We start from the raw sequence: 25006 nt of genomic DNA, 5'->3' as shown, positions 1-25006 counted from the left end.
GGGTCAGAGCCCGCGGGGGCGGCTCGGCGACCGCCCGCTCAGGCCCCGACCTTGGCCTTGACCTGCGCCAGGGACGGGTTGGTCAGGGTCGACCCATCGGGGAAGAGGACGGTCGGCACGGTCTGGTTGCCACCGTTCGCCTTCTCGACGAAGGCCGCGGACTCCGGGTCCTGCTCGATGTTGATCTCGGTGTAGGCGATGCCCTCGCGGTCCATCTGCCCCTTCAGGCGTCGGCAGTAGCCGCACCAGGTGGTGCTGTACATCGTCACAGTGCCGGACATCGGTCTTCGCTCTCCTCGGGGTCGTGGCGGGTGGGCAGAAGGTGAACGCTCACCTTCCGCCGGTCATTCCCGGATTCATATGACCGGAAGGCCATGGCTGTGGACAACCGGCATCGGGCGTCTCAGGGGACCTGGCAGCATGGCGGGGTGACTGCAGCAACGTCCTCCACTCTGTTCCCGCACGGCTCCACGCCAGGTGCCTACGCGGCCACCCCGCGTGACGCCGACGCGGTGCTCGACGGGCTCGACCCCGAGCAGCGCGAGGTGGCGACGTCCCTGCACGGCGCGGTGTGCGTGCTGGCCGGGGCCGGCACCGGCAAGACCCGCGCCATCACCCACCGGATCGCCTATGGGGTGCGCGCGGGGATGCTCCAGCCGGCCAGTGTGCTGGCCGTCACCTTCACCAACCGCGCGGCGGGGGAGATGCGCGGGCGGCTGCGGCAGCTCGGCGCGGGCGGGGTGCAGGCGCGCACCTTCCATTCGGCGGCCCTGCGTCAGCTGCAGTACTTCTGGCCCAAGGCGGTCGGCGGTGAAGTGCCACGCCTGGTCGAGCGCAAGGTGCAGCTCGTGGCCGAGGCCGCCGCCCGGTGCCGGGTCCGGCTGGACCGCAATGAGCTGCGGGACGTGACCGGCGAGATCGAATGGTCGAAGGTCACCCAGACCGTGCCCGAGGACTATCCGGCCGTGGCCGCCAAGTCCGGCCGGGAGGCCCCCCGGGACGCCGCCGAGATCGGCCGGATCTATGCCACCTATGAGCAGTTGAAGCGCGACCGAGGAGTCATCGACTTCGAGGATGTGCTGCTCCTCACGGTCGGTGTGCTCCAGGAGCGGCAGGACATCGCCGATCAGGTACGCCGTCAGTACCAGCACTTCGTGGTCGACGAGTACCAGGACGTCAGCCCGCTCCAGCAGCGGCTGCTGGATCTGTGGCTGGGCGAGCGGGACAGCCTGTGCGTGGTCGGCGACGCCAGTCAGACCATCTACTCCTTCACCGGCGCCACCCCCGACCATCTGCTGAACTTCCGCACCCGCCACCCCGGGGCCACCGTGGTCAAGCTGATCCGGGACTACCGCTCGACTCCCCAGGTGGTCCACCTGGCCAACGGGCTGCTGTCCCAGGCCCGCGGCCGGGCCGCCGAGCACCGGCTGGAGCTGGTCTCCCAGCGGGAGGCGGGCCCCGACCCGGTCTACGCCGCCTATGCGGACGAGCCCGCCGAGGCCGAGGGCACCGCCCGCCGGATCCGGGAGCTGATCACCCCGGTCGAGCAGGGGGGCGCCGGGATCCCGGCGAGCCAGATCGCGGTCCTGTACCGGGTCAACGCCCAGTCGGAGCTCTATGAGCAGGCGCTGGCCGATGCCCAGGTGCCCTATCAGCTGCGCGGCGCCGAGCGGTTCTTCGAGCGGCCCGAGGTGCGCGAGGCCGGGCTGTTGCTGCGCGGCGCGGCCCGTGGCGGAAGCGCCGACCCGGAGCTGGCGGACGCGGACATCCCGTCCCAGGTGCGGGCCGTGCTGGGCACCCGTGGCTGGACGCCCCAGCCCCCGTCGGGCTCGGGCGCGGTGCGCGACCGCTGGGAGTCCCTGGCCGCCCTGGTGCGGCTCGCCGAGGACTTCACGGCGAGCCGCCCCGGGGCCACGCTCTCCGATCTGGTGGCGGAGCTCGATGAGCGGGCGGCGGCGCAGCACGCCCCGACCGTCGAGGGTGTGACCCTCGCCTCACTCCACGCGGCCAAGGGCCTCGAATGGGACGCCGTCTTCCTGGTCGGTCTCACCGAGGGAATGATGCCGATCACCTACGCCAAGACGGAGCAGCAGATCGAGGAGGAGCGCCGGCTGCTGTATGTGGGGGTCACCCGTGCCCGCCGTCATCTGACGCTGTCCTGGGCGCTCTCGCGGGCTCCGGGCGGCCGGGCCTCCCGCCGCCCCACCCGCTTTCTCAACGGGCTGCGGCCCGGCTCCCAGGCCGTCGGCGCCCGTCCCCCGGGCGGGGGCGGCGGGATCGAGCGCGGGGCGGCGGCCCAGGGCGGGGGCGGCGGGGTGCGCAAGCGGCGCGGCCCGGTCCACTGCCGGGTGTGCGGCCGGGCGCTGACCGACGCGGGCGAGATGAAGCTGATGCGCTGCGAGGGCTGTCCGTCCGAGCTGGACGAGGCGCTCTATGAGCGGCTGCGTGACTGGCGGGCGGAGCAGGCGGGGCTGCTGGGGCAGCCGGCGTACTGCGTGTTCACCGACAAGACACTGCTCGCGATCGCCGAGGCCGTTCCGGGAACCGAACCGGAGCTCGCCCGCATCTCCGGTGTCGGAAGGCGCAAGCTGGACCGGTTCGGGGCCGATGTTCTCGCGCTGTGCGCGGGCAGGGAACTGCCCTCCGCACTCGACGACGAGGGCGACGGCGATGCCGGGGGAAGCCATTCGGGTGACCCTTGGCAAAACTCGACGGAAAAATAGTTTGCGCGCGTGGAGGCGCTACCCATAGCCTTCCGAGCACGGAAGACAACGGCCCTTCCAGGAGCCGAGGATTCCGTGTTGTACTGAACACCCGGACTGGTTTCGGACCGGTCCCTGAGACGCCGAGAGGAGGCGAAGACCAGTGATCAGCTTCATCAACACCATCAAAAAGGCCGATCGGTCGGTCGTCGCCACATGCCTGCTCGGCTCTGCGCTCCCTGGCACCGGTATGCCCGGAGCCAATGAGGCGCGCCTCAGTGAGCGACCGATCCAGGCACCTGCGGTAGCAGCAGCGGCACAGGCAATGGCCTATGCCTTTGCGGCCAATGGTGCCGAATCCCGGACGACGCAGCAGCACCACAAGACGTGGGCCTTCCGCAGGCTCGAACCCTGGAGTTATCCAGCCTGATCCAGGATCAGGTCGGCACCTTCCAGGGCCGCGGAACCCACACCGGGATCCGCGGCCCTTTTGATTTGCCAGAGCCCGGCCACCAGCCGGACCGAAGAGACGAGGAACACACACCGTGCAACTCAACGCACACGCCCCGTCCGCATCGACCGACCTGAACCGCCCGCCTGACTCCTCGGAGGACTCCTTGACCCCGCTCACCGCCCTCACCGAACTCGATGAGGCCATCGAGAACCTGGGTGTAGCCGTTCCGTGCCGCTCGTACGACCCGGAGGTCTTCTTCGCCGAGTCCCCGGCCGACGTCGAGTACGCGAAGTCGCTCTGTCAGACCTGCCCGCTGCGGGAGGCATGCCTCGCCGGCGCCAAGGACCGCCGGGAGCCCTGGGGCGTCTGGGGCGGCGAGCTCTTCGTCCAGGGCGTGGTGGTGGCCCGCAAGCGGCCGCGTGGTCGGCCGCGTAAGAACCCGGTTGCGGCATGAGCACCATCGGCACCATCGATCGCCCAGCGACGCACGACCCCATGAAGCAGGTTCCGACGATGACCCCACCGGTCCCCGAAACCCCCGCACCAGATACCTCCGGTGCGCCCGAGGCGCGCCAGAACAGGAACCGAGAGATGCAACTCATGCAAGAAGCCCTGGCCCGTGCGCATATGCACGACCGGCTGCAGGAGGCCGAGTCCGAACGGCAGGCCGTTCGGCTCGCGGCCGCCCGCCGGATGCAGCGGCGTGCGGAGCGTGCCTCGCTCCGCGCCCGCCGCGCCCTGGCCATGGCGGTCATGCAGTGACCACCACCATGTGCGGCACCGGCCAGAGCCGGGGCTGACACACAACACACACCGACGGGTCCTACACCGACCCATCGCCTGACCACGAAGGGCCGGTCCGATCGGACCGGCCCTTCGGCTGTCCCGAGGCGTCCGCGCTCAGGCCGAGAACTCCGAGCTCAGGCCGAGGTCTCCGCGGCCTCGGCCTCCTCCTCGGCGCCGTCCGAGACCTCTTCCCCGGCGTCTGCCGCGGGGCCTTCCTCGGCGTCCTCTTCAGCGCGGTCCTCGGGCTCCGGGTCCGTGGGCTCCGGGTCCTCGGACTCCGGGTCCGCGGCGAATCCGGGGACCCATGCCTCGAGCTCATCCCGCATCCGCACCGTGGCACCCAGCTGGCACAGCACCCCTATGGTGCTCAGCGTCACCCGGTGAATCAGCAGATAGGCGGGCGGCAGATTCAGCTGATTGCCCAGCTCATAGACGGGGGAGTGACGGTCGGCCATCCGCGCCGCCTGGCTGCGCAGCCACTGCCGGTCGAAGACGAACGCGTCGACCTGGGCCGGTTCGAGCATCGGCAGCAGGAAGTCCAGCAGATCATCCGGGTCGAGCTCGATCGTCGGCTTGACGAACCCCTCCCCGCGCATCAGGTCATAGACCCCCGCGGCGTCGTTCTCGAGCGCCATGCGCAGCGCGATGCCGATGGGCTCGGGAAGCCCTCCCGGGAGCCGGTTCACCGAACCGAAGTCCAGGACGCCCAGCTTCCACCGCTCCGGCGGGCCGTCCGGGGCGTCCCCGGTCAGCAGTCGGAAGTTCCCCGGATGGGGATCGGCGTGCAGCAGCCCGGTGCGGGACGCCCCCGAGAACAGAAAGCGGGCCAGCAGCTGCCCGGCGCGGTCCCGCTCTTCCTGTGTGCCGTCGGCTATCACCTCGGAGAGCGGCACCCCCTCCAGCCATTCGGTGATCAGTATCTGATCGCTCTGGTGCACCACCTCGGGCACCACGATCTCCGTGTCCTGTGCGTACTCCTCCGCATGGACCCGCTGGGACGCCGCCTCCAGTTCGTAGTCCAGTTCCTCGGCGACCCGCTCGCGCAACTCCGCGATCAGCGGCTTGACGTCCAGCCCCGGCACCAGTGGTCCCAGCACCCGGGCGAACCGGCTCAGTTGGTTGAGGTCGGACAGCAGCGCCTCGCCCGCCCCGGGATACTGCACCTTGACCGCCACTGTGCGCCCGTCGTGCCAGACCGCCCGGTGCACCTGCCCGATCGAGGCGGCCGCCGCGGGCTTGTCCTCGAACTCCTGGAACAGCTCCGGCCAGTCCGGGCCCAGCCGCTCCTCCAGCGCCGCGTGGACCGTGCGGCTGGGCATGGGAGGGGCCGCTTCCTGGAGCTTGGTCAGGGCCGCCCGGTAGGGCCTGGCTATCTCCTCGGGCAGCGCCGACTCGAAGACGGACATGGCCTGTCCGAGCTTCATGGCCCCGCCCTTGAGCTCGCCGAGGACCTTGAACATCTGCTCCGCGGTGCGCTGCTGCACCTCGCGTGCGACGATCTCCGCCGGCCGTCCCCCTATCCGCTTCCCGAGCCCCCATGTGGCGCGCCCCGCGAATCCCAAGGGCAGCGCCGCCAGTTTGGCGGTACGGGTGATCGCCTTGCGCGGCAGATCGGTCATGCGCCCCTCCAACTACAGCCGTGCCATCCCGGAAGGTGGCCCCCGGGCCCCCGTGCCCACTCCGCGGACGTGGGTCACCCGGACATTGTCGCGTGCGGTGCCTCTGCGGCCGAGGCATATACGGCATCCTCCTCCCCGGCCGCTCCACAGCCGCATCCGGGATGTGCCTCGATCGGGCACGCCTCCCAGACGGGCGAGGGAAGCGCAAGCTCCCACCGGACCCCCGCGCCCCCGGAGGGGCGGCCGTCGAGGAAGGCCAGCGCCTGCACCGCGGTGAGCCCGGCCACCACCATCGCCAGCGCCGTGTCACAGGCCGGGGCGGTGCGCCGGCGACCGGACCGCCACTGCGCGAGCATCCTTGGCCAGACGGGCTCCCGCTCGGCACGGCCCGCAGCGGCGCAGCCCGCGCAGGGTGTGATCCCCGGCACCACCAGCGGGCCCACCACCCCCGTGGCCTCGATGACTCCCGCGTAGAGATGGGGGGTGCCGGAGGCGAGCAGCGGGAGGGCCTGCTCCGGATCCGGTGCGTACGCCGCGAGGCCGTCACGCGGGGCGATCACCACCAGCGCCAGCCCGGGCTCGGCCGAGGCGGTCCGCTCTCCCGAGGCGATCCGTTCTCCCGAGAGGGGCCGCCCTCCCGAGGCGGTCCGCTCTCCTGAAGGGACCTTCTCTCGCGAAGGGGCCCGCTCTGCCGCGGAGGTCCGCAGCCGCGCCGACCGGCGGGGGAGTGGGGCGGGCGCGGCCTGGCGCACCACGCGGCGGGCCGCCAGATCCCGGCGCTCGCCGATCTGCTCGGCCGAGAGCCCGCCGGGAGCCACATCCCAGGGCTCGACACAGCCGCCGTCCACCACATCGACCCGGCCGACCCCCGAGCCCGACAGCGCGGCCGCGACCGCAGCCCCGACCCGGCCCGCGCCCCGCACCTGAACCCGCGTCGCCCGCCGCGCGGCGAGCAGCCGCGCCGCCGCTCCGGGCTCGGGATGCAGCACCGACAGCGCCCCCGTGTCGGGCCGCAGCCGGTCCAGGGCCGCGGCGGGCTCGCCGCCGTCTCTCGGCTCGTCCAGCAGACCGGCCGCCGCCAGCCGGTCCACCAGTGCGTCGGCACGCCCCTCCGGCAGTCCGATGGCCCGCGCCTCCTGCCGCAGCAGCGGCAGACCGCGGGTGCCGTCCAGCAGCTCCAGAAAGCTGCTCGTGGCCGTGTCCACCGGCCCCATCACCACCGCATGCGCCCGGGCCACCCCGAACTGCACCGTGTCCCGGCTCCGCCAGCCGCGCCGCAGCGCGGGCTTGAGCATCGGATGCATCGACTTGCCCCCCGTCTGATGTGCTGCCCGTTGAACCGCCTTCAGCATGCGGGCCGGCGCCCGGACCCCGCAGCGCGTTGTCCACAGGCAGTGGAATAAGTCGTACGAACGCCGGTCGTACAAGCCGTGCACACCGTGGAGTGGTTCGGTCCGCAACCATCGGCGGGGCGGGACTTCCCCGGCTGCCAGCGGGTAACGTCGGGGCGTGTCCGCCGACCCGCCCCCTCGCACCGCGGGACAGAACGTCTCCCGCACCGCCGCGAGCGCACCGAGCACCGTTCCGAGCCCGCAGAGCCGAAGCTCCGACGCGAGCGCGGTGGAGGTCCGCCGGAGCACCCGGCGGCGCAGGACGGTCTCCGCCTATCGCGAGGGCGACCGCACCGTCGTCCTCATCCCCGCGCGCATGTCCGAGGCGGAGGAGCGGCGCTGGGTGAGCGTCATGCTGGAGAAGCTGGCGGCCCAGGAGAGCAAGCGGATGCTGGGCGACGCGGAGTTGGCCGCCCGCGCCGAGTGGCTCTCCGGCCAGTACCTGGGCGGGCGGGCCCGGCCCGACTCCGTCCGCTGGGTCACCAACCAGAACACCCGCTGGGGGTCGTGCACCCCGGCCGAGGGAAGCATCCGGCTCTCGCACCGGCTCCAGGGCATGCCGGAGTACGTCGTGGACTACGTGCTCCTCCACGAGCTGGCCCATCTGCTGGTGCCGGGGCACGGCCGCCGCTTCTGGCAGCTCCTGGAGGCGTATCCGCGGACCGAGCGGGCGCGGGGCTATCTCGAAGGGGTGGTCGCCGCCGCGCGGTTGCCGCACCTCTCAGGGCCCCCGGACGACCAGCCGTAAGGCGACCGCGCCCGGGCGGTGAGGGATCAGCCCCCCCGGAGCCCCCGGGAGCCCCCGGGCCGTGCGGGAACCACATCCTGGTTCCCGGCGTCGCTCATAGTCGGCGGCAGCGGCTAGCCTGGCGCGCAACGCACACACCGGTACGGCGATGGGGGACGGTCCTAACGTATGGCCAGGGAATTCCAGCGCGGCCACAAGGCCAGGATCAGTGATCTGACGGCCGGGAGGGATCTGTACGTCGGGGTGCAGATCGCCGGCCCCGGTCTGACCTTCGACATCAGCTGCTTCGGTCTCGACGCGAACGAGCGGCTGTCGGACGACCGCTACTTCATCTTCTTCAACCAGCCGAAGTCCCCTGAAGAAGCGATACAGCAGCTCGGGCCGCAGGCCGGGGACACGGATTCGTTCCGCGTCACGCTCGACAGCGTGCCGCCCGCCATCCAGAAGCTCTCCTTCACCGCGACCATCGACGGCGCCGGGCAGATGTCGCAGGTCGGCCCCGGCTACCTGCGGATCGTCGCGGGCGGCGAGGAGGTGGCCCGGTACTCCTTCACCGGTTCGGAGTTCAGCACCGAACGCGCGGTGATGCTGGGCGACTTCTACCTCAAGGACGTGTGGCGGTTCGCCGCCGTCGGGCAGGGCTTCGACGGGGGACTGGACGCGCTGCTCAAGAACTTCGGCGGTGAGGTGGCCGAGGAGGAGCCCGCCCCCGCGCCCGCCCAGGGCGCCACGCCCGGCTTCGCGCCGCCCGGTCAGGCCGCCCCCGCACCGGGCTTCGCACCCCCGGCCGGGGCCCCTGCCCCATCGGCACCTCCGGCCCCCGCCCCGCAGCCCGCCCCCGCCTTCGGCGCTCCCCAGGGCACGCCGCCCCAGGGCACGCCGCCTCCGGGTACGCCCCAGGGCACGCCCCCGCAGGGCGTTCAGCCGCCCGCCCCCGGCACCCCGCAGATGCACGGCGCCCCCACCATCGCCGCACCCATCGCGCCTCCCGGCCAGGTGCCGCCTCCCGGCCAGGTGCCGCCTCCCGGCCAGGTGCCGCCCCCGGGGCAGGCACCGCCGCCTCCACCACCGGGCCAGTACCCCGGTCAGCAGCCCCCGTTCGGCCAGCAGCCGGGCCAGGCCCCGCCCGCCCCCGCGCCGTACGGCCAGCCGCCCGCCCAGCCCTACCCCGGTCAGCCCGGTCAGTCGGGCCAGCCCGCTCCTTACGGTCAGCCGCAGCCCATGGGCGGCGTCCCTCAGGGCGGGGGCGCGCCCGGGCTCCAGGCCGCGCTCTCCAAGTACCGTGAGGCGCCCACCGGCCAGCGCTGGACGCCGCAGAACCCCCGGCTGATGCGGGTCGACCTCGGCGTCGGCGGCCAGCCCGTGCTCGCCCGCCAGGGCACGATGGTGCTCTACCAGGGCAAGGTCGACTTCAGCTACAAGGGCGCCGGTTTCCGCGGCCGGATCGTCGGCAATGCGACCGGCCAGGAGATGCAGCTGATGCGCTGCACCGGCCAGGGCCAGGTCTTCCTCGCCGAGAACGCCGCAGAGCTCCACCCGATCGAGCTCCAGGGCGACGCCATCTGTGTCTCCGCCGAGAACGTGCTCGCCTTCGACGAGTCGCTGCACCACGAGGTGCGCCGGATCGAGGGCCATGGCATCCCCGGCGGCGCGCTGTTCACCATGCAGTTCCAGGGCACCGGGACCGTCGTGGTGAAGACCGAGGGCACGCCGGTCGTCCTCCCCGTCACCCCGACGACCTTCGCCGACAGCAACGCCATCGTGGCGTGGTCCGCCGGAGCCCAGGTGATCATCTCCAGCCAGGTGCGGCTGCGCCGCAGCGCCTACCCCGGCCACAGCGGGGAGACTGTGAACCTCCAGTTCCGTGGCGCGCCCGGCAACTTCATCGTCGTCCAGCCCTACGAGGTCTGAGGGAGCCCGATATGGACCAGCAAATGATCTCGGGCTTCGCACCCGCCCCGGTCGCCGCCCGTATGGAGAACCACGGCGCCAGCATGCTCAAGGTCGCCATGCAGAGCGGCCAGGACCTCTTCGCCCGGACCGGCTCGATGGTGGCGTACGAGGGCTTCGTCCAGTACGAGCCCAACCCGCCCGCGGTACGGCAGATGGCCTCCCAGTGGCTGACCGGCGAGGGCGCCCCGCTGATGCGGTGCAGCGGCGACGGGCTGCTCTACCTCGCCGACTACGGGGCCAACGTCGTCTGCATCAACCTCAACGGCGACTCGCTCTCGGTCAACGGCACCAACCTCCTCGCCTTCGACGCCCACCTCCAGTGGGGCGTCGAACGCGTCAAGGGCATCGCCAAGTTCGCCGGGCAGGGCCTGTTCAACGTGGGCGTCTCCGGCACCGGCTGGGTCGCCCTGACCTCTCGCGGGACCCCCATCGTGGTCGACTGCGGCCGCGGCGAGGACGAGACCTATGTGGACCCGGACGCGCTCGTGGCCTGGTCCTCCGGGCTCAAGGTGAAGGGCAAGCGCAGCTTCAAGGCGTCGTCCCTGATCGGCCGGGGCAGCGGCGAGGCGTATCAGCTCGGCTTCTCCGGGCAGGGCTTCGTCGTCGTACAGCCCAGTGAGGACAGCACCGACCGGCTCCGGGCCCGGGGCTGAGGGGGAGGGACACCAGATGCAGAGCCCGCTTTTCGCCTTCACCGAGGCCCAGACGCAGGACCGCTACGCGCTCCAGAACCCGCATCTGCTGCGGGTCGCCCTGAGCGGCCACGAGGATGTGCTCGCCCGTAAGGGCAGCATGGTCGCCTATCAGGGGCTCATCGAGTTCGACGGCGAGTACCAGACGCCCGGGCAGCACAGGGCCCGCGCCCGTACCGGCGAGGGCCTGGACCTGATGCGCTGCTCCGGGCAGGGCACGGTCTACCTCGCCAACCTCGCCCAGCACATCCATGTGATGGACGTGGACCACGACGGGCTGACCGTCGACAGTTCCTATGTGCTCGCGATCGACTCCACGCTGCACTGGGAGTCGATCGCGGTGGACAGCCAGTTCGGGATCTCCGGGTCCGGCAAGTACAACCTCAACATCTCCGGCCAGGGCAAGGTGGCGCTGATGACCTCGGGACAGCCGCTGCTGCTCCAGGTCACCCCGGACAAGTACGTCAACGCCGACGCGGACGCCATCGTCGCCTGGTCCAGCTCGCTGCGGGTCCAGATGCAGGCGCAGACGCACTCCTCGGGCGTCTGGCGGCGGCGCGGCAACACCGGCGAGGGCTGGGAGCTCAGCTTCCTCGGCCAGGGCTACGCCCTGGTGCAGCCCAGCGAGCTGCTCCCGCCGCAGAACGCGGTGGTCGGGGGCGGTATGGCCGCGCAGTTCGGCATGGGCCAGCAGGGCGCCCGCGGTCAGAACCAGGGCAATATCTTCAGCAACTGACCGAGGTCACCGCTGATGGAGCACGGCGGCCGTGGATCCCTCGGGTCCGCGGCCGCTCCGCGTTCCAACAGGCCCGCGTTCCAACAGGCCCGCGTTCCAACAGGTTCCGCATCTCAACAGGGCCCCGCATTTCAACAGGCTCCCCGGAGCGGCCCGACGCGCTCCTCAGAGCAGCGCGCGGGTGCGCGTCACCAAGTGGCGCACCGACTCGTCGGCCACGTCCGCCACCTCGTCGTAGCCGAACCAGCGCAGATCCAGCGACTCGTCGCTGATCGCCGCCACCGCGCCCCGGGGCGCCACCGCCGCGTACTGGACGTCCAGGTGCCAGGCGCAGGGGGTCTGGTGCCGGTCGAGCCGCACCGGGCCGCCCGGCAGCAGCGTCAGCCCCGCGATCCCGGACTCCTCTGTGGCCTCGCGCAGCGCCGCGCCCGCGAGCGTGCTGTCGTCCGGCTCGCAGTGGCCGCCCATCTGGAGCCACATCCGCAGCTTCCGGTGCAGGGTGAGCAGCACCTGGTCCCGGTCCGGGTCGATCACCAGCGCGCTCGCCGTGATGTGCCCGTCCCCGCACGCCTTCCACATGCCGTCCGGATACGCGGCCAGATGGTCGCCGTACAGCCGCCGCAGCCGCTCCTGGGCGGCATCGGGCGCGGGCCACTCGGTGAGCACCCGCGCCGCGTCCTGGTGCAGACTCACTTCTCGCCGTCGCCCCGGTCGCCGCCCTCGCGGTCGTCCTCGCCGCTCTCGCGGCCCTTACGGAGGTCGGGACCCTCGGAGCCGCCCTTACGGTCCTCATCACCGCTCGCCGCCTCGCCGAGCATCTTGTCCAGCTCGGAGAAGTCCAGCTGCTCGCCGTGGACGAAGCCGTCCGGGTCGTCGAGGTCCTGTGCCGTCGGCAGCATGTCCGGGTGCGCCCAGAGGCCGTCGCGCCCCTCCAGGCCGCGGGCGTCGGTGAGGGAGGCCCACAGCCGGGAGGCGTCCCGCAGCCGGCGCGGTCGCAGCTCCAGGCCGATCAGCGTGGCGAAGGTCTGCTCGGCGGGGCCGCCGCTCGCCCGGCGCCGCCGCAGCGTCTCGCGCAGGGCGTCGGCGGACGGCAGATGCGGCTTGGCGGCGGCGTGCACCACCGCGTCCACCCAGCCCTCCACCAGCGCCAGAGCGGTCTCCAGACGCGCCAGCGCGGCCTTCTGCTCGGGGGTGTCCTCGGGCTGGAACATGCCCTGCTGGAGCGCTTCCTGCAGCTGCTCGGGGTGGGTCGGGTCGAGCTGGCCGACCGCATCCTCCAGCTTGGCGGTGTCGACCTTGATGCCGCGGGCGTACCCCTCGACCGCGCCGAAGAGGTGCGAGCGCAGCCACGGCACATGGGCGAACAGCCGCTGATGGGCCGCCTCGCGCAGCGCCAGATACAGCCGGACCTCTTCCTTGGGCACGCCGAGGCCGGAGCCCAGCGCCGCGATGTTGACCGGCAGCAGGGCCGCCTTGCTCGCCGGGCCCAGCGGCAGCCCGATGTCGGTCGAGCCGACCACCTCGCCGGCCAGCACGCCCAGCGCCTGCCCGATCTGGGTGCCGAACATGGCGCCACCCATCGAGCGCATCATCCCGAGCAGCGGGCCGGCCATGGCCTGCATCTCCTCGGGCAGCACATCGCCCATGGCGGCGCCGACGCGCTCGGCGACCGGGTCCACCAGGTCCTTCCACACCGGCAGGGTCGCCTCGACCCATTCGGCGCGGCTCCAGGCCACCGCGGTCCCCGAGCCCGAGGGCAGCGAGGTGACGCCGTCCAGCCACAGGTCCGCGAGCCGCACGGCCTCCTGGACCGCGGCGCGGTCGGCGGGGCCGACGCTCTCGTCCTTGCTGCCGTCGGCGGTGCCGCGCGCGACGGTCTGGCGGGCGATGTCCTTGGCCATGTCCCAGTTCACCGGGCCGCCCTCGTAGGAGAGCATCTGCCCGAGCTGCTGGAACGCGGCGCCCAGGTCGCCCGGGTTCAGCGAACCGAACATCGCGGCGAACGGATTCTCCGCGCCGCCCGCTCCGCCGGTTCCGCCGCCGAACCCGAAGGGATTCGCGGGGCCCTGCTCGCCGCCCTGGCCGCCCTTCTTCTTGCCGTCGTCGCCGTCCTCCGGCTCCTCCGGCGGAAGGCCGAATCCGAATGGGGTGTCACTCACGGGTTTCCTCGGCTCGTTGGGCCACCGGCCCCGGGCCGGTGGCGGATGCCCGACATCACCACCCAGCCTAGACACCTCGCCGGTTTCCGGGCTCGGTGCTTCGCTGATCGCCGCCCTGCGGCAGGATGGACGTCACCTGGTACGTATGCGTGCATGCGCTGCGTACTGAAGACAACCGCTGGAGACGCCCGGTGAGTTCCCCAGACCGAGAAGTTCGCGCTGCGCGAAACGATACGGCCCGCACCGCACGACGACCCGTCGTGGCGGTGACCGGTGCCGCCTCGGGCCCAGGTGCCCTGCTCACGCAGCGGCTCGCGGAGTCCGAAGAGGTCAAGCAGGTCCTGGCCATCGACGAGCGCCGCGGTGAGGTGACCGAGGCGCAGTGGCATGTGCTGGACGTCCGCGATCCGGCCATCGCCGAGAAGCTGGGCGGCGCCGACGTGGTGGTCCACCTCGCCGTCGACCTGGATCTGGGCACGGACCCCGCCGCCCGCACCGCCTACAACGTGCGCGGCACCCAGACGGTCCTGACGGCGGCCGCCGCGGCCGGGGTGCGCCGGGTGGTGCTGTGCACGTCCGCGATGGTCTACGGGGCGCTCCCCGACAACGCCGTGCCGCTGGCCGAGGACGCGGAGCTGAGGGCGACCGCCGAGGCCACCGGCGTCGGCGACCTGCTGGAGATCGAGCGGCTCGGGGAGCGCGCGCCCCGGGCGCATCCGGGGCTTAACGTGACCGTGGTGCGCCCGGCGCTCCTGGTCGGCGGCACGGACACCGCGCTCACCCGCTACTTTGAGTCACCAAGGCTGCTGGTTGTCGCCGGATCCCGTCCCACCTGGCAGTTCTGCCATATGGAGGACCTGGTCGGCGCGCTGGAATACGCCGCCCTGGAGAAGGTCGAGGGCGAGCTGGCGGTCGGGTGCGAGGGCTGGCTGGAGCAGGAGGAGGTCGAGGAGCTGTCCGGGATCCGGCGCATGGAGCTGCCCTCGGCGGTCGCCCTGGGCGCCGCCTCCCGGCTGCACCGGCTCGGTCTGACGCCGTCCCCGGCGGGAGATCTCGCGTACACGATGCACCCCTGGGCGGTCAGCGGCAGCAGGCTGCACGCGGCGGGCTGGCGGCCGCGCTGGACCAACGAGGAGGTCCTGGCGGAGCTGCTGGAGGAGGTCGCCGGCCGCCATACCGTCGCGGGGCGGCGCCTCGGCCGTAAGGACGCCACGACGCTCGGCGCCGCGGGCGCGACCGTGGCCCTGGTGGGCACCGCGGCGATCGTGCGCCGCGCCCGCAAGGCGCGCCGCCGGGCCTGAGACAAAGGCCCCGGAAGGTGTTTTCCGGGATCCGGTAGGCCGATGGCTCCACTGATTCCCTGAGGGCGGGACGGTACGGCACGATGGACGACATGGCACATTCGTACGATCACCCCGGCGAGCTCGCCGCCGCCCACCCCATCCGGCTGCTCGCCGTCCGTGACACGCCGCTGTCCGTGGACGAGGTGTTCGGGGCGGTGGGCGATGCCGCGGCGGGCGGCACGGCGCTGTTCGTGGGCACCGTGCGCAACCACGACGGAGGCGCGGAAGTCGGCGCCCTCGGCTACTCCGCGCACCCGACCGCCGAGGCCGAGCTGCGCCGGGTGGCCGAGAAGGTCGTGGCCGACTTCCCGGTGCGTGCGCTGGCCGCGGTGCACCGGGTGGGCGATCTGGTGATCGGTGATCTGGCCGTGGTGGTGGCCGTCTCCTGCCCGCACCGCGCGGAGGCGTTCGCGGCCTGCCGTCGGCTGATCGACGACCTCAAGAGCGAGGTCCCGATCTGGAAGCACCAGACGTTCGCGGACGGCACCGAAGAATGGGTGGGCGCGTAGCGCTTCGTTGAGGGGTGGTGGTCGGGTGACGGGAGGGCGGGTGGGCGCGTAGCGCTTCGTTGAGGGGTGGTGGTCGGGTGACGGGAGGGCGGGTGGGCGCGTGGAGCGAAGAATGGGTGGGCGCGTAGCGGGAATGCGCATGCGCATGGGGGCACGGAAGGGTGTACTCCGCTTGCGTAACCCCCACCCTGCCGTAAGCGTTGACCTGGCAGAGGATTAATCTGCTCATCTGTCAGTCGCGGTCCTGAACCGCGATTTTTCAAGGGGTCGGGAGGCTGCTGTGGCTGCGCTTCTCTGGTTGCTGATTCCGTTGTTCGCGGCGATAGGCGCGGCGATATACGCCGGCATAGCCGCCCGAGCCGGTAAACGGAAGTCCGGGGGGGATGTAGCTGAGCTGGCCGGATACGCCCGCTTCCGCGAAGCGATGGAGCGCCGGCCGTCCGATTCGGACGCCGCGGCCTGAGGCCGCCGCCCCGTCCGCGCCGCCCCTCGTACGGACGGCCCCGACGGTGGACTGACGGACGCGTCCCGTACTGTCGTTCCATGCCACGCCGCACTGCGACGATGCTCGCCTCCCTTCTGATGCTGATCGCGCTGCTGTGCGCCGGAGTGCTGATCCCGGTGCCGTACGCGGAGATGTCGCCCGGGCCGACGTACAACACCCTGGGTGAGCACAACGGGGAGTGCGTGCTCCAGATCTCCGGCCGCAAGAGCTGTGAGACCACCGGTGGGCATCTGAACATGACCACGGTCCGGGTCACCGGCTCCGAGTACCGGATGAACCTCGTGGAGGCCGTCTACGGCTGGCTGGCGCACGATGACGTGGTCGTGCCGCACAGCACCCTCTACCCGGACGACAAGACCCCGGACCAGGTGGACCAGCAGAACGCCGAGGAGTTCACCCAGTCCCAGGAGTCCGCCAAGGTCGCGGCGTTGCGGGCACTGAAGAAGCCGGTCACCGCGCATGTCATCGTCGGCGCCGTCCAGAAGGGCGCCCCGGCCCAGGGCGAGCTGCACGCGGGCGATGTGATCAAGTCGGTGGACGGCACGGCGGTGCGCGAGCCCGACGACGTTGCCAAGCTCGTCACCAAACACAAGCCGGGCCAGAAGGTGGTCTTCTCGGTCGTCCCGGCCAAGAACGTGGCGGCGGCGGAGAAGAGCGGCAAGCAGCCCACCGGCGAGGAGCGCGTCACGATCACCACCACGAAGGCGGACAAGGGCCCGGCCCGCGCCATCGTGGGCATCCAGGCCGGGATCGACTACACCTTCCCGTTCCGGATCGACATCAAGCTGGCGGACGTGGGCGGGCCCAGCGCCGGTCTGATGTTCGCGCTGGGGATCGTGGACCGGCTCTCGCCCGGCGATCTCACCGGCGGGAAGTTCATCGCGGGCACCGGGACGATCGACGACAAGGGCACGGTCGGCCCGATCGGCGGGATCGAGATGAAGACGATCGGCGCGCGCGAGGCGGGCGCCCGCTACTTCCTCACGCCCAAGGAGAACTGCGCGGCCGCCGCGAAGGACGTGCCGAGCGGGCTGCGGCTGGTCAAGGTGCACACGATCGACGACGCCCTTACGGCGCTCGAGAAGATCCGTAAGGGGGACACCGCCGGTCTGCCGAAGTGCACGACGGGCTGAGCGGCGCCCCCCGTTGCGGGGTCAGATCGCGGCGGTCAGTCGGTGGCGAAGGTGGCGGCGAGCGCGTCCGCCAGGCCCGGCACCAGACCGGCCCCGGTGAGCACCTCGGTCGGGGAATCCTTCTCCCGCAGCCGCAGGGCCGACTCACGCGCGCCGTCCCGCAGCACGGCCACGGTCATCCGGACCTCCTGGCGGTCCGGATGGTCGGCGACCCACTTGGCCAGCGCCGCCTCGTCCAGGCCCTCGGGCACGGAGCTCTCGGCGGACGGCGGCAGCATCTGCCGCTCCACGGTCAGGGCGCAGCCCGTCACCGCGTCCGGCCAGGCGATGGTGGCGAGGAACTCGTCCAGCGGGGCGCCGGAGGGCAGCTCGTCCTGCTCGATGGGGGTCAGGGAGGCGATCTCCTCGCCGCCCTCGTCAAGGCCGAGCTGAGCGGCGAGGCCGGGCTCCTCGGTGCGCAGCCGGGCGGTGTCGACAAGGGCGAAGAGCCGGGCGGGCTGGTCCCAGCCGAGCCCCGAGGCGTAGTCGTCGATTTCGAGTACGGCTCGGGTCAGTGGATTCGAGGCCAGCGGGTCGGTGCCGGGGGTTGCGTTGGACATGGTTCATATCGTGCCCTGTTCGGACCCGGAAACGGGAACTGAGTAAAGCCTGAGTAAGTTGCAACAGGTGGGCCCTGGAGTTCAGGGTTCCTCAATCGACAGCGAACTTCGAGGTGCGCACCTTGGCTTTCCAGATGCCGGACCGCGGCGGAGGCCCGACGGGGCCGCGGGTGAGAGTCGGCCGTCCGTCCCGGCGTGCCAGGACCCTGCTCATGACTCTGGGCGTGCTGGCCGTGTTGGCCATGCTCTTTGTCATGTTTGCCGGATTTTGGACGGATTGGCTCTGGTATCGCTCACTTCATTACTCTTCCGTCTTCAGTACCACCCTGAAGACGAAGATCGGGCTGTTCTTCGTCTTCGGCGTGCTGATGGCCACGGCCGTCGGGATCAACATCTGGCTGGCCCATCGGCTGCGGCCGCCGCTCAGCGCGATGTCCATGGAGCAGCAGAGCCTGGACCGCTACCGGATGGGCATCGCCCCGTTCAAGAAGTGGGTGCTGCTCGCGGTCACCGCCCTGGTGGGGCTGATCGCGGGCGCCTCGGCGGCCGGCCAGTGGCGCATCTGGCTGCTGTGGGTCAACGGGGTGCCGTTCGGCCAGAAGGACCCGCAGTTCCACAAGGACGTGGCCTTCTACGCCTTCGATCTGCCCTGGTACCGCTTCCTGCTGAGCTTCGGCTTCGCGGCCACGGTGCTCTCGCTGATCGCCGCGGCCCTGGTGCACTACCTCTACGGGGGCCTGCGGGTCACCAGCCCCGGCGCCCGCGCGACCGCCGCGGCCACCGGCCATCTGTCGGTGCTGCTGGGCGTCTTCGTGGCGCTCAAGGCGGTGGCGTACTGGCTGGACCGCTACGGACTCGCGGTGAAGTCCAGCGACTTCAAGGCGACGGGCAACTGGACGGGTCTGCGCTATGTGGACGCCAACGCCTATCTGCCCGCGAAGACGATCCTGTTCTGCATCGCGGCGATCTGCGCGCTGCTCTTCTTCGCCACGCTGTGGCGGCGCACCTGGCAGCTGCCGGTCATCGGCTTCGGGCTCATGGTGCTGTCGGCGATCCTGATCGGCGGGCTCTACCCGGCGATCGTCCAGAAGTTCCAGGTCCAGCCGAACGAGCAGGCCAAGGAGGCGCCGTACATCCAGAAGAACATCGAGGCCACGCGCAAGGCGTACGGCATCGATGACTCCAAGGTGGCGGACTACTCCGGCAAGAACGACAGCGACGGCGGCGGCGACAAGCTCCGTAAGGACGCCAATACGACGGCCAGCTACCGGCTGATCGACCCCAGCGTCATCTCGCCGACCTTCCAGCAGCTCCAGCAGGAGCGCAAGTACTACCAGTTCCCCTCGACGCTCGACGTCGACCGCTACAAGGGTGCCGACGGCAAGGACCAGGACACCGTCGTCGGTGTGCGCGAGCTGAACCTCAACGGCATCCCCAAGCGGAACTGGATCAACGACCACTTCACCTACACCCATGGCTACGGCATGGTGGCGGCGAAGGGCACCACGACCGACCCCAACGCGGATCCGGCCGGCTCGCCGGACTTCACCGAGTCCGGGCTGCCCACCAAGGGCTCCAGCGGCGGCGGTGTCGGCACCTACAAGCAACAGGTCTACTACGGCGAGAAGACCGACCAGTACTCGATAGTCGGTGGCCCCCAGAAGGAGCTCGACTACGAGAAGAACGGCGAGCGGACCACCAGCTACAAGGGCAAGAGCGGGGTCAGCCTCTCCAACCCGGTCAACCGCGCCGCCTACGCGGTGGCGTTCGGCGAGCCCCAGATCCTCTACTCGGGCGCGATCGGGGACGGTTCGCGGATCCTGTACAACCGCACCCCCAAGGAGCGCGTCGAGAAGGTCGCCCCCTGGCTGACCATCGACGGTGACGCCTATCCGGCCGTCGTCCATGGCCGGATCAAGTGGATCGTGGACGCCTACACCACGACCAACGGCTATCCGTACGCCTCGCGGACGACCCTGGGCGACAGCACGGCCGACTCGCTGAGCGACGGGGACCGCTCGGTGGTCGCGCAGCAGAACAAGGTCAACTACATCCGCAACTCGGTCAAGGCGACCGTGGACGCCTATGACGGCACCGTCAAGCTCTACGAGTGGGACTCCAAGGACCCGGTCCTGAAGACCTGGGAGAAGGCGTTCCCGGGGACGGTCGAGCCCAAGGAGAAGATCAGCGGCGAGCTGATGGAGCATCTGCGGTATCCGCAGGACCTGTTCAAGGTCCAGCGCGAGCTGCTGACCCGCTACCACGTCACCGACCCCACGCAGTTCTACAGCGGCAGTGACGCCTGGCAGGTGCCCGAGGACCCGACCCACAAGGACGGGAACGCGGTGCCGCCGTACTACCTGAGCATGAAGATGCCCGATCAGCAGGGGCAGACGTTCTCGCTGACGACGACCTTCACCCCCAACGGGCGTCCCAACCTGGGGGCGTTCATGTCGATCGACGCGGATGCCAACAGTAAGGACTACGGCACGATAAGACTGCTGAAGGTCACCTCCAACGTGCCCGGTCCACAACAGGTGCAGAGCGAGCTCAACGGTGATCCGGAAGTCGCCGAGTTCGTCCGGAACCTGAGAGGCACCGACTCCGACATCGAGTACGGCAATCTGCTCACCGTGCCACTGGACAACGGCTTCCTCTATATCGAGCCCGTCTACGCGCGCGGTGGCAGCGCCAACTACCCGCTGTTGAAGAAGGTCGGCGTCTCCTACGGCAAGGAGACGGTCTTCAAGGACACCCTGGGCGAGGCCCTGGACGCCGTCTTCGGCGAGTCGTCCGAACAGCGGCCACCGGAAGACGGCGGGCAGGAAGAGCCGCCGTCGAACACCAACCCGACGGTGAAGGAGGCCCTCAAGGACGCCTCGGACGCCTATCAGGACGCCCAGGACGCCCTCCAGAAGCAGCCGCAGGACTGGGAGGCGTACGGCAGGGCCCAGGAGGATCTGAAGGACGCGCTGGACCGCGCCGCCAAGGCGGAGAACAAGGCGGCCGGCGACAAGGGGCAGCAGCAGAACCAGCCACGGAGCCAGAGCGCCGGCGGCGGTTCCGACAAGAAGGCCGGCTGACCCTTGACGACCTGCGAGAACGGCCGGGCGGCCGACCCCTCGCGCCGTGGTACGGTGGTTCCACCACGGCGCGGGGTGGAGCAGCTCGGTAGCTCGCTGGGCTCATAACCCAGAGGTCGCAGGTTCAAATCCTGTCCCCGCTACTGACACACGAGGCCCGGATCCGCAAGGATCCGGGCCTCGTTGTGTGTTGTATGAGCGTCCACTCGGGGAATGCGGATACAAGCGTTTGGGTTGTCTCTCTGTGGGCATGTCGACAAAACGCTGAAGTGACCTCCTCGGCTGCGGTATACCAGGTGTACGCCGGACGCGGGTGATGCCACGATGGGATTTATGGGGGACAGGGTCAGTCTGTTGGAGACAGGGCGTTTTGCGCACGCGCACGACGATGCCGAGGAGGAGACCCGGCACCGTCGTGCCGCCGAGGCCGGTGACACCGTCGCGATGAGCGCGCTCGGCGCGCTGCTGCTGCGCCGCGGCGACCTCGATGGCGCCGAACCGCATCTGCGGGGAGCCACCGCGGCGGGCGATCGCGCCGCCGCCAACAACCTCGGCGTTCTGCTGCACCAGCGCGGCTATGCCGACGAGGCGGCCGGCTGGTGGCGCATAGCCGCCGTCGCCGGATCCCCCGCCGCGGCCCACGCCCTGGGCCGCCATCACCGCGAGCGGGGCGACGAGCCCGCCGCCGAGTACTGGCTGCGCCAGTCCGCCGAGTCCGGCCACACCCTGGGCGCGTACGCGCTGGGCGATCTGCTGGAGCACCGCAGCGACATCGGGGCCGAGCGCTGGTTCCGTACGGCCGCCGAGCGCGGCCACCGGGAGGCCGCGTACCGCCTCGCCCGCATCCTCGACGACCGTGGCGACGAGGCGGACGAGCCGGCGGCCGAGCGCCGCCGTGGCGCCGAAGGGGGCGGCCGGGAGGAGGCCGGGCAGTGGTATCGGCAGGCCGCCGCGCGCGGCCACCGGCGCGCCGCCCTCCACCTCGGCACGCTGCTGGAGAAGCGCGGTGAGACCAAGGAGGCCGGGCGCTGGTACCTGATGTCCGCCAAGGACGGCGAGGCCCGGGCCGCCTGCGCGCTGGGCTTCCTGCTGCGTGACGCGGGCGACACCGACAGCGCCGCCGTCTGGTGGCACCGGGCGGCCCAGGACGGCGACGGCAACGCCGCCAACGCGCTGGGCGCGCTCCACGCCGACCGTGGTGAGACCCAGACCGCCGAGCGCTGGTACCGCGCCGCGCTCGACGCCGGGGACATCAACGGCGCCTACAACCTCGGGCTGCTCTGCGCCGAGCAGGGCCGCACCGTCCAGGCCGAGCAGTGGTACCGCCGCGCGGCCTACGCGGGCCACCGCGAGGCCGCCAACGCCGTCGCCGTGATGCTGCTCCAGCGCGGCGACGCGGCGGGCGCCGAGCCGTGGTTCTCCAAGGCGGCCGAGGCGGGCAGCGTCGACGCCGCGTTCAACCTGGGGATCCTGCACGCGGGCCGGGGTGAGGACCGGGCGGCGCGGCAGTGGTACGAGCGGGCCGCCGCCGCCGGGCACACCGAGGCCGCGCTCCAGGTCGGCCTCGCCCTCCAGCGGGAGGGCGACCTCCAGGGCGCCGAGCGCCATCTGCGCTGCGCCGCGGGCGGCGGCAGCGCCGAGGGCGCCTTCCGGCTGGCCGCGCTGCTGGACCGCTCCTCGGTGGGCGGTGACCCGGCGACCGGCACCGGCTTCGGCAGCTCGTCCGGGACCCGCTTCCCGACCCCGCCGCCGGACGACGGCTCCGGGCCGCACGTCCCCGAGTACGAGGAGTGGTACGAGCGCGCCGCGCGGCAGGGCCACCGGCGGGCCCAGGTGCGGGTGGGCATGTTCGCGGCCGCGCGCGGCGACGTGGTCGAGGCCGCGCGCTGGTACCGCATGGCCGCCGAGGCGGGCAGCAGCAACGGCGCGTTCAACCTGGGGCTGCTGCTGGCCCGGGAGGGCAGCGAGCCGGAGGCCGCCCTGTGGTGGACGCGTGCCGCAGAGTCGGGGCACGGCCGGGCCGCGCTGCGGCTCGCGCTGCTCGCGGCCCGTCGTGGGGCACTCGCCGAGGGGCAGCGGTGGTGCGCGCGGGCGGTCGAGCTGGGGCCCGCGGAGGTCGCCGAGCGCGCGGCCCGGCTGCGGGAGGCGCTCCAGCAGGAGCTCACGGCCTGAGTCCCAGCGCCCCTTCAGGGCGCCCTCTCGGTAACCGGTTTGCTCCTGGTGTCCACCCCGGGTTAAGGTTGCTACACAACGACGCGGGGTGGAGCAGCTCGGTAGCTCGCTGGGCTCATAACCCAGAGGTCGCAGGTTCAAATCCTGTCCCCGCTACCAGACGAAAGGCCCGGATCCTCCAGGATCCGGGCCTTTCGTCTGTCGCGGACTTACGGTCGCTGTCGCGGGCCTTCGCCGGCTGTTACGGCCCTACGGTCGTGATCCGCGCCGCTCGCGCCGTGCCCCTCGGGCCTCAGGCCGCGCAGTTGGGGCACAGCCCCCGGTACGTCACCTCGACCGCGGAGATCGCGAAGCCGTAGCGCTCCTGGGTGGGCAGGTCGGCGAGCAGATCGCCGGAGGGGTGGACATCGCGGATGGTGCCGCAGCGCGCGCACACCAGGTGCTGATGCGCGTGATGCGCGTTCGGGTCGTAGCGCTTGGCCCTGCCGTCCGTGCTGACCTCGATCACCTCGCCGAGCGTGACGAGCTCGCCGAGGGTGTTGTACACGGTCGCGCGGGAGATCTCGGGCAGTCGCTCGGCCGCCAGCGCGTGGACTTCATCGGCGGTGTAGTGCACGTGGTCCCCGTCGAGGACCTCGGCGACGACACGTCGCTGCGCCGTCAGCCTCCAGCCGCGTCCCCTGAGCCGTTCCAGCAGGTCACTCATGCCATTCACCTATCAGTCAGATAAGGACAAGGGTAGCAGCGGACGAGTCCTTGACCAGACCGGGTACGAGTCTCAAAGCCTTCTTGACTTAGACAATGTCCAATGTAGGATCGAACCCAGTCCCAGACCAGGGACAGAATGCGAGTACGCAGGAGGCGCACGTGACGGTCCAGGACGACATCACTGGTCCGCTGACCACGGAGTCCGGGGCTCCGGTGGCGGACAACCAGAACAGCGAGACGGCGGGCGTCGGCGGTCCGGTTCTCATCCAGGACCAGCACCTGATCGAGAAGCTCGCCCACTTCAACCGCGAGCGGATCCCGGAGCGGATCGTGCACGCGCGGGGCGCCGGTGCGTACGGCACCTTCACCGTGACCGCGGATGTGACGAAGTACACCCGCGCCGCGTTCCTCTCCGAGGTCGGCAAGCAGACCGAGACGTTCCTGCGCTTCTCGACGGTCGCCGGCAACCTCGGCTCGGCGGACGCGGTGCGCGACCCGCGCGGTTTCGCGCTGAAGTTCTACACCGAGGACGGCAACTACGACCTGGTCGGGAACAACACCCCGGTGTTCTTCATCAAGGACGCCATCAAGTTCCCCGACTTCATCCACACCCAGAAGCGCGACCCGTACACCGGCTCGCAGGAGGCGGACAACGTCTGGGACTTCTGGGGGCTCTCGCCCGAGGCCACCCACCAGGTGACCTGGCTGTTCGGCGACCGCGGCATCCCCGCCTCGTACCGCCACATGAACGGCTACGGTTCGCACACCTACCAGTGGAACAACGCCGCGGGCGAGGTCTTCTGGGTGAAGTACCACTTCAAGACCGACCAGGGCATCAAGAACCTCACCACCGCGGAGGCGGCCGAGACCGCCGGTCTGGACCCGGACAGCCACCAGCGCGATCTGCGCGAGGCCATCGAGCGGGGTGACTTCCCGACCTGGACCGTGCAGGTGCAGATCATGCCGGCGGCCGACGCGGCGAACTACCGCTTCAACCCGTTCGACCTGACCAAGGTCTGGCCGCATGAGGACTACCCGCCGATCGAGATCGGCAAGCTGGAGCTCAACCGCAACCCGCGGAACATCTTCGCCGAGGTCGAGCAGTCGATCTTCTCGCCGGCCCACTTCGTGCCGGGCATCGGCCCGTCCCCGGACAAGATGCTCCAGGGCCGCCTGTTCGCGTACGGCGACGCCCACCGCTACCGCGTCGGCATCAACGCCGATCACCTGCCGGTGAACCGCCCGCACGCGGCCGAGGCGCGCACGTACGGCCGGGACGGCTTCCTGTACGACGGCCGTCACGCGGGCGCCAAGAACTACGAGCCCAACAGCTTCGGCGGCCCGGCCGAGACCGGCCGGGCGCTGTGGCAGCCGTCCCCGGTGTCCGGCCGGACCGGGGACCACGAGGCCCCCTCGCACGCCGAGGACGACGACTTCGTCCAGGCGGGCAACCTCTACCGGCTGATGTCGGACGACGAGAAGGAGCGCCTGATCGAGAATCTGGCGCGGTTCATCGCCAAGGTCTCCCGCGATGACATCGCACAGCGGGCGATCGAGAACTTCCGCAAGGCGGACGCCGACTACGGCAAGCGGCTGGAGGCCGCGGTCCAGGCCCTGCGCGGCTGACGGACGCTTGCCGTATCAACCGAAGAGGCCGGACGCCGTTGGGCTCCGGCCTCTTCGTGTGCTGCTTCGAGTGCCGGTTCAGGTGCCG

22 protein-coding genes and 2 tRNA genes are annotated in these 25006 nt (G+C 71.1%); 17 read left to right on the top strand and 7 right to left on the bottom strand.

Annotated features, from left to right (window positions below):
- Window positions 1-38: 38 nt before the first annotated feature.
- Window positions 39-281 carry a mycoredoxin gene (locus ACMTAK_RS18895; RefSeq protein WP_037952302.1) on the bottom strand — a complete coding sequence of 81 codons (243 nt, stop codon included), beginning with the start codon at window positions 279-281 and terminating at the stop codon, window positions 39-41.
- A 147-nt stretch (window positions 282-428) separates the two neighbouring features.
- Here ACMTAK_RS18895 and ACMTAK_RS18890 point away from each other — a divergent pair, with 147 nt between their 5' ends.
- From ACMTAK_RS18890 to ACMTAK_RS18875, 4 genes are all read left to right on the top strand, one after another.
- Entirely contained in the window at window positions 429-2723 is a 2295-nt protein-coding gene (locus ACMTAK_RS18890) for an ATP-dependent DNA helicase UvrD2 (RefSeq protein ID WP_413807309.1), read from the top strand.
- 142 nt (window positions 2724-2865) lie between these two features.
- A complete protein-coding gene (locus ACMTAK_RS18885) occupies window positions 2866-3132 on the top strand; it encodes a hypothetical protein (protein ID WP_262701782.1) in 267 nt (88 codons plus the stop codon).
- Window positions 3133-3247: 115 nt separating this feature from the next.
- Window positions 3248-3610 (top strand): WhiB family transcriptional regulator, encoded by a 363-nt coding sequence (locus tag ACMTAK_RS18880; RefSeq protein ID WP_020868576.1) that lies wholly within the window; start codon window positions 3248-3250, stop codon window positions 3608-3610.
- Window positions 3607-3918 (top strand): hypothetical protein, encoded by a 312-nt coding sequence (locus ACMTAK_RS18875; protein WP_413807308.1) that lies wholly within the window; start codon window positions 3607-3609, stop codon window positions 3916-3918. Before ACMTAK_RS18880 ends, ACMTAK_RS18875 begins: the two co-directional genes overlap by 4 nt.
- A 158-nt stretch (window positions 3919-4076) precedes the next feature.
- Here the strand turns inward: ACMTAK_RS18875 and ACMTAK_RS18870 are convergent, their stop codons facing one another.
- Both ACMTAK_RS18870 and ACMTAK_RS18865 read right to left on the bottom strand, forming a co-directional pair.
- A complete protein-coding gene (locus ACMTAK_RS18870; protein WP_413807307.1) occupies window positions 4077-5561 on the bottom strand; it encodes an ABC1 kinase family protein in 1485 nt (494 codons plus the stop codon).
- A gap of 74 nt (window positions 5562-5635) precedes the next feature.
- Window positions 5636-6865 (bottom strand): ThiF family adenylyltransferase, encoded by a 1230-nt coding sequence (locus ACMTAK_RS18865; RefSeq protein ID WP_413807306.1) that lies wholly within the window; start codon window positions 6863-6865, stop codon window positions 5636-5638.
- Window positions 6866-7070: 205 nt separating this feature from the next.
- On the opposite strand from ACMTAK_RS18865, the gene ACMTAK_RS18860 reads away from it, so the two are divergent.
- The 4 genes from ACMTAK_RS18860 to ACMTAK_RS18845 all read left to right on the top strand — a co-directional run bounded on the left by ACMTAK_RS18860 (window position 7071) and on the right by ACMTAK_RS18845 (window position 11081).
- Window positions 7071-7700, top strand: a complete 630-nt coding sequence (locus ACMTAK_RS18860; protein ID WP_413807305.1) for a M48 metallopeptidase family protein — start codon at window positions 7071-7073, stop codon at window positions 7698-7700.
- 168 nt (window positions 7701-7868) lie between these two features.
- A complete protein-coding gene (locus tag ACMTAK_RS18855; protein ID WP_413807304.1) occupies window positions 7869-9611 on the top strand; it encodes a TerD family protein in 1743 nt (580 codons plus the stop codon).
- 11 nt (window positions 9612-9622) lie between these two features.
- Window positions 9623-10306, top strand: coding sequence for an AIM24 family protein (locus tag ACMTAK_RS18850; protein ID WP_037952321.1), 684 nt, complete (start codon window positions 9623-9625; stop codon window positions 10304-10306).
- A 16-nt stretch (window positions 10307-10322) separates the two neighbouring features.
- Window positions 10323-11081, top strand: coding sequence for an AIM24 family protein (locus ACMTAK_RS18845; protein WP_413807303.1), 759 nt, complete (start codon window positions 10323-10325; stop codon window positions 11079-11081).
- Between the two features lie 165 nt (window positions 11082-11246).
- Here the strand turns inward: ACMTAK_RS18845 and ACMTAK_RS18840 are convergent, their stop codons facing one another.
- The gene (locus ACMTAK_RS18840; protein ID WP_413807302.1) at window positions 11247-11774 is read right to left on the bottom strand and encodes an NUDIX hydrolase; all 528 of its coding nucleotides are present in this window, start codon (window positions 11772-11774) and stop codon (window positions 11247-11249) included.
- Window positions 11771-13240, bottom strand: a complete 1470-nt coding sequence (locus ACMTAK_RS18835) for a zinc-dependent metalloprotease (RefSeq protein ID WP_413807301.1) — start codon at window positions 13238-13240, stop codon at window positions 11771-11773. Before ACMTAK_RS18835 ends, ACMTAK_RS18840 begins: the two co-directional genes overlap by 4 nt.
- A gap of 191 nt (window positions 13241-13431) precedes the next feature.
- Here ACMTAK_RS18835 and ACMTAK_RS18830 point away from each other — a divergent pair, with 191 nt between their 5' ends.
- From ACMTAK_RS18830 to ACMTAK_RS18815, 4 genes are all read left to right on the top strand, one after another.
- A complete protein-coding gene (locus tag ACMTAK_RS18830; protein ID WP_413807300.1) occupies window positions 13432-14541 on the top strand; it encodes an NAD-dependent epimerase/dehydratase family protein in 1110 nt (369 codons plus the stop codon).
- A gap of 83 nt (window positions 14542-14624) precedes the next feature.
- Window positions 14625-15092, top strand: coding sequence for a molybdenum cofactor biosynthesis protein MoaE (locus ACMTAK_RS18825; RefSeq protein WP_037952335.1), 468 nt, complete (start codon window positions 14625-14627; stop codon window positions 15090-15092).
- 280 nt (window positions 15093-15372) lie between these two features.
- Entirely contained in the window at window positions 15373-15555 is a 183-nt protein-coding gene (locus ACMTAK_RS18820; protein ID WP_020868566.1) for a hypothetical protein, read from the top strand.
- Between the two features lie 80 nt (window positions 15556-15635).
- The gene (locus tag ACMTAK_RS18815) at window positions 15636-16730 is read left to right on the top strand and encodes a YlbL family protein (RefSeq protein WP_413807299.1); all 1095 of its coding nucleotides are present in this window, start codon (window positions 15636-15638) and stop codon (window positions 16728-16730) included.
- Window positions 16731-16765: 35 nt separating this feature from the next.
- On the opposite strand, the gene ACMTAK_RS18810 is transcribed toward ACMTAK_RS18815, so the two are convergent.
- Window positions 16766-17329 (bottom strand): PPA1309 family protein, encoded by a 564-nt coding sequence (locus ACMTAK_RS18810; protein ID WP_210949539.1) that lies wholly within the window; start codon window positions 17327-17329, stop codon window positions 16766-16768.
- A 134-nt stretch (window positions 17330-17463) separates the two neighbouring features.
- On the opposite strand from ACMTAK_RS18810, the gene ACMTAK_RS18805 reads away from it, so the two are divergent.
- From ACMTAK_RS18805 to ACMTAK_RS18790, 4 genes are all read left to right on the top strand, one after another.
- Window positions 17464-20412 carry a UPF0182 family membrane protein gene (locus tag ACMTAK_RS18805; RefSeq protein ID WP_413812931.1) on the top strand — a complete coding sequence of 983 codons (2949 nt, stop codon included), beginning with the start codon at window positions 17464-17466 and terminating at the stop codon, window positions 20410-20412.
- Window positions 20413-20481: 69 nt separating this feature from the next.
- Window positions 20482-20555: transfer RNA gene (locus ACMTAK_RS18800), tRNA-Met, on the top strand.
- Between the two features lie 181 nt (window positions 20556-20736).
- Window positions 20737-22584 (top strand): tetratricopeptide repeat protein, encoded by a 1848-nt coding sequence (locus tag ACMTAK_RS18795; RefSeq protein WP_413807298.1) that lies wholly within the window; start codon window positions 20737-20739, stop codon window positions 22582-22584.
- Between the two features lie 82 nt (window positions 22585-22666).
- Window positions 22667-22743: transfer RNA gene (locus tag ACMTAK_RS18790), tRNA-Met, on the top strand.
- A 133-nt stretch (window positions 22744-22876) separates the two neighbouring features.
- Here the strand turns inward: ACMTAK_RS18790 and ACMTAK_RS18785 are convergent.
- The gene (locus ACMTAK_RS18785) at window positions 22877-23290 is read right to left on the bottom strand and encodes a Fur family transcriptional regulator (RefSeq protein ID WP_020868561.1); all 414 of its coding nucleotides are present in this window, start codon (window positions 23288-23290) and stop codon (window positions 22877-22879) included.
- 95 nt (window positions 23291-23385) lie between these two features.
- Between ACMTAK_RS18785 and ACMTAK_RS18780 the strand changes: the two genes are divergently transcribed.
- The gene (locus ACMTAK_RS18780; RefSeq protein ID WP_413807297.1) at window positions 23386-24918 is read left to right on the top strand and encodes a catalase; all 1533 of its coding nucleotides are present in this window, start codon (window positions 23386-23388) and stop codon (window positions 24916-24918) included.
- Window positions 24919-25006 lie beyond the last annotated feature (88 nt).

Source organism: Streptomyces lacaronensis, assembly GCF_047337785.1.
Classification (GTDB): Bacteria; Actinomycetota; Actinomycetes; order Streptomycetales; family Streptomycetaceae; genus Streptomyces; species Streptomyces lycopersici.
The sequence above is the reverse complement of the archived record's forward strand: the minus strand, read 5'-3'. Positions and strand labels throughout refer to the sequence as shown.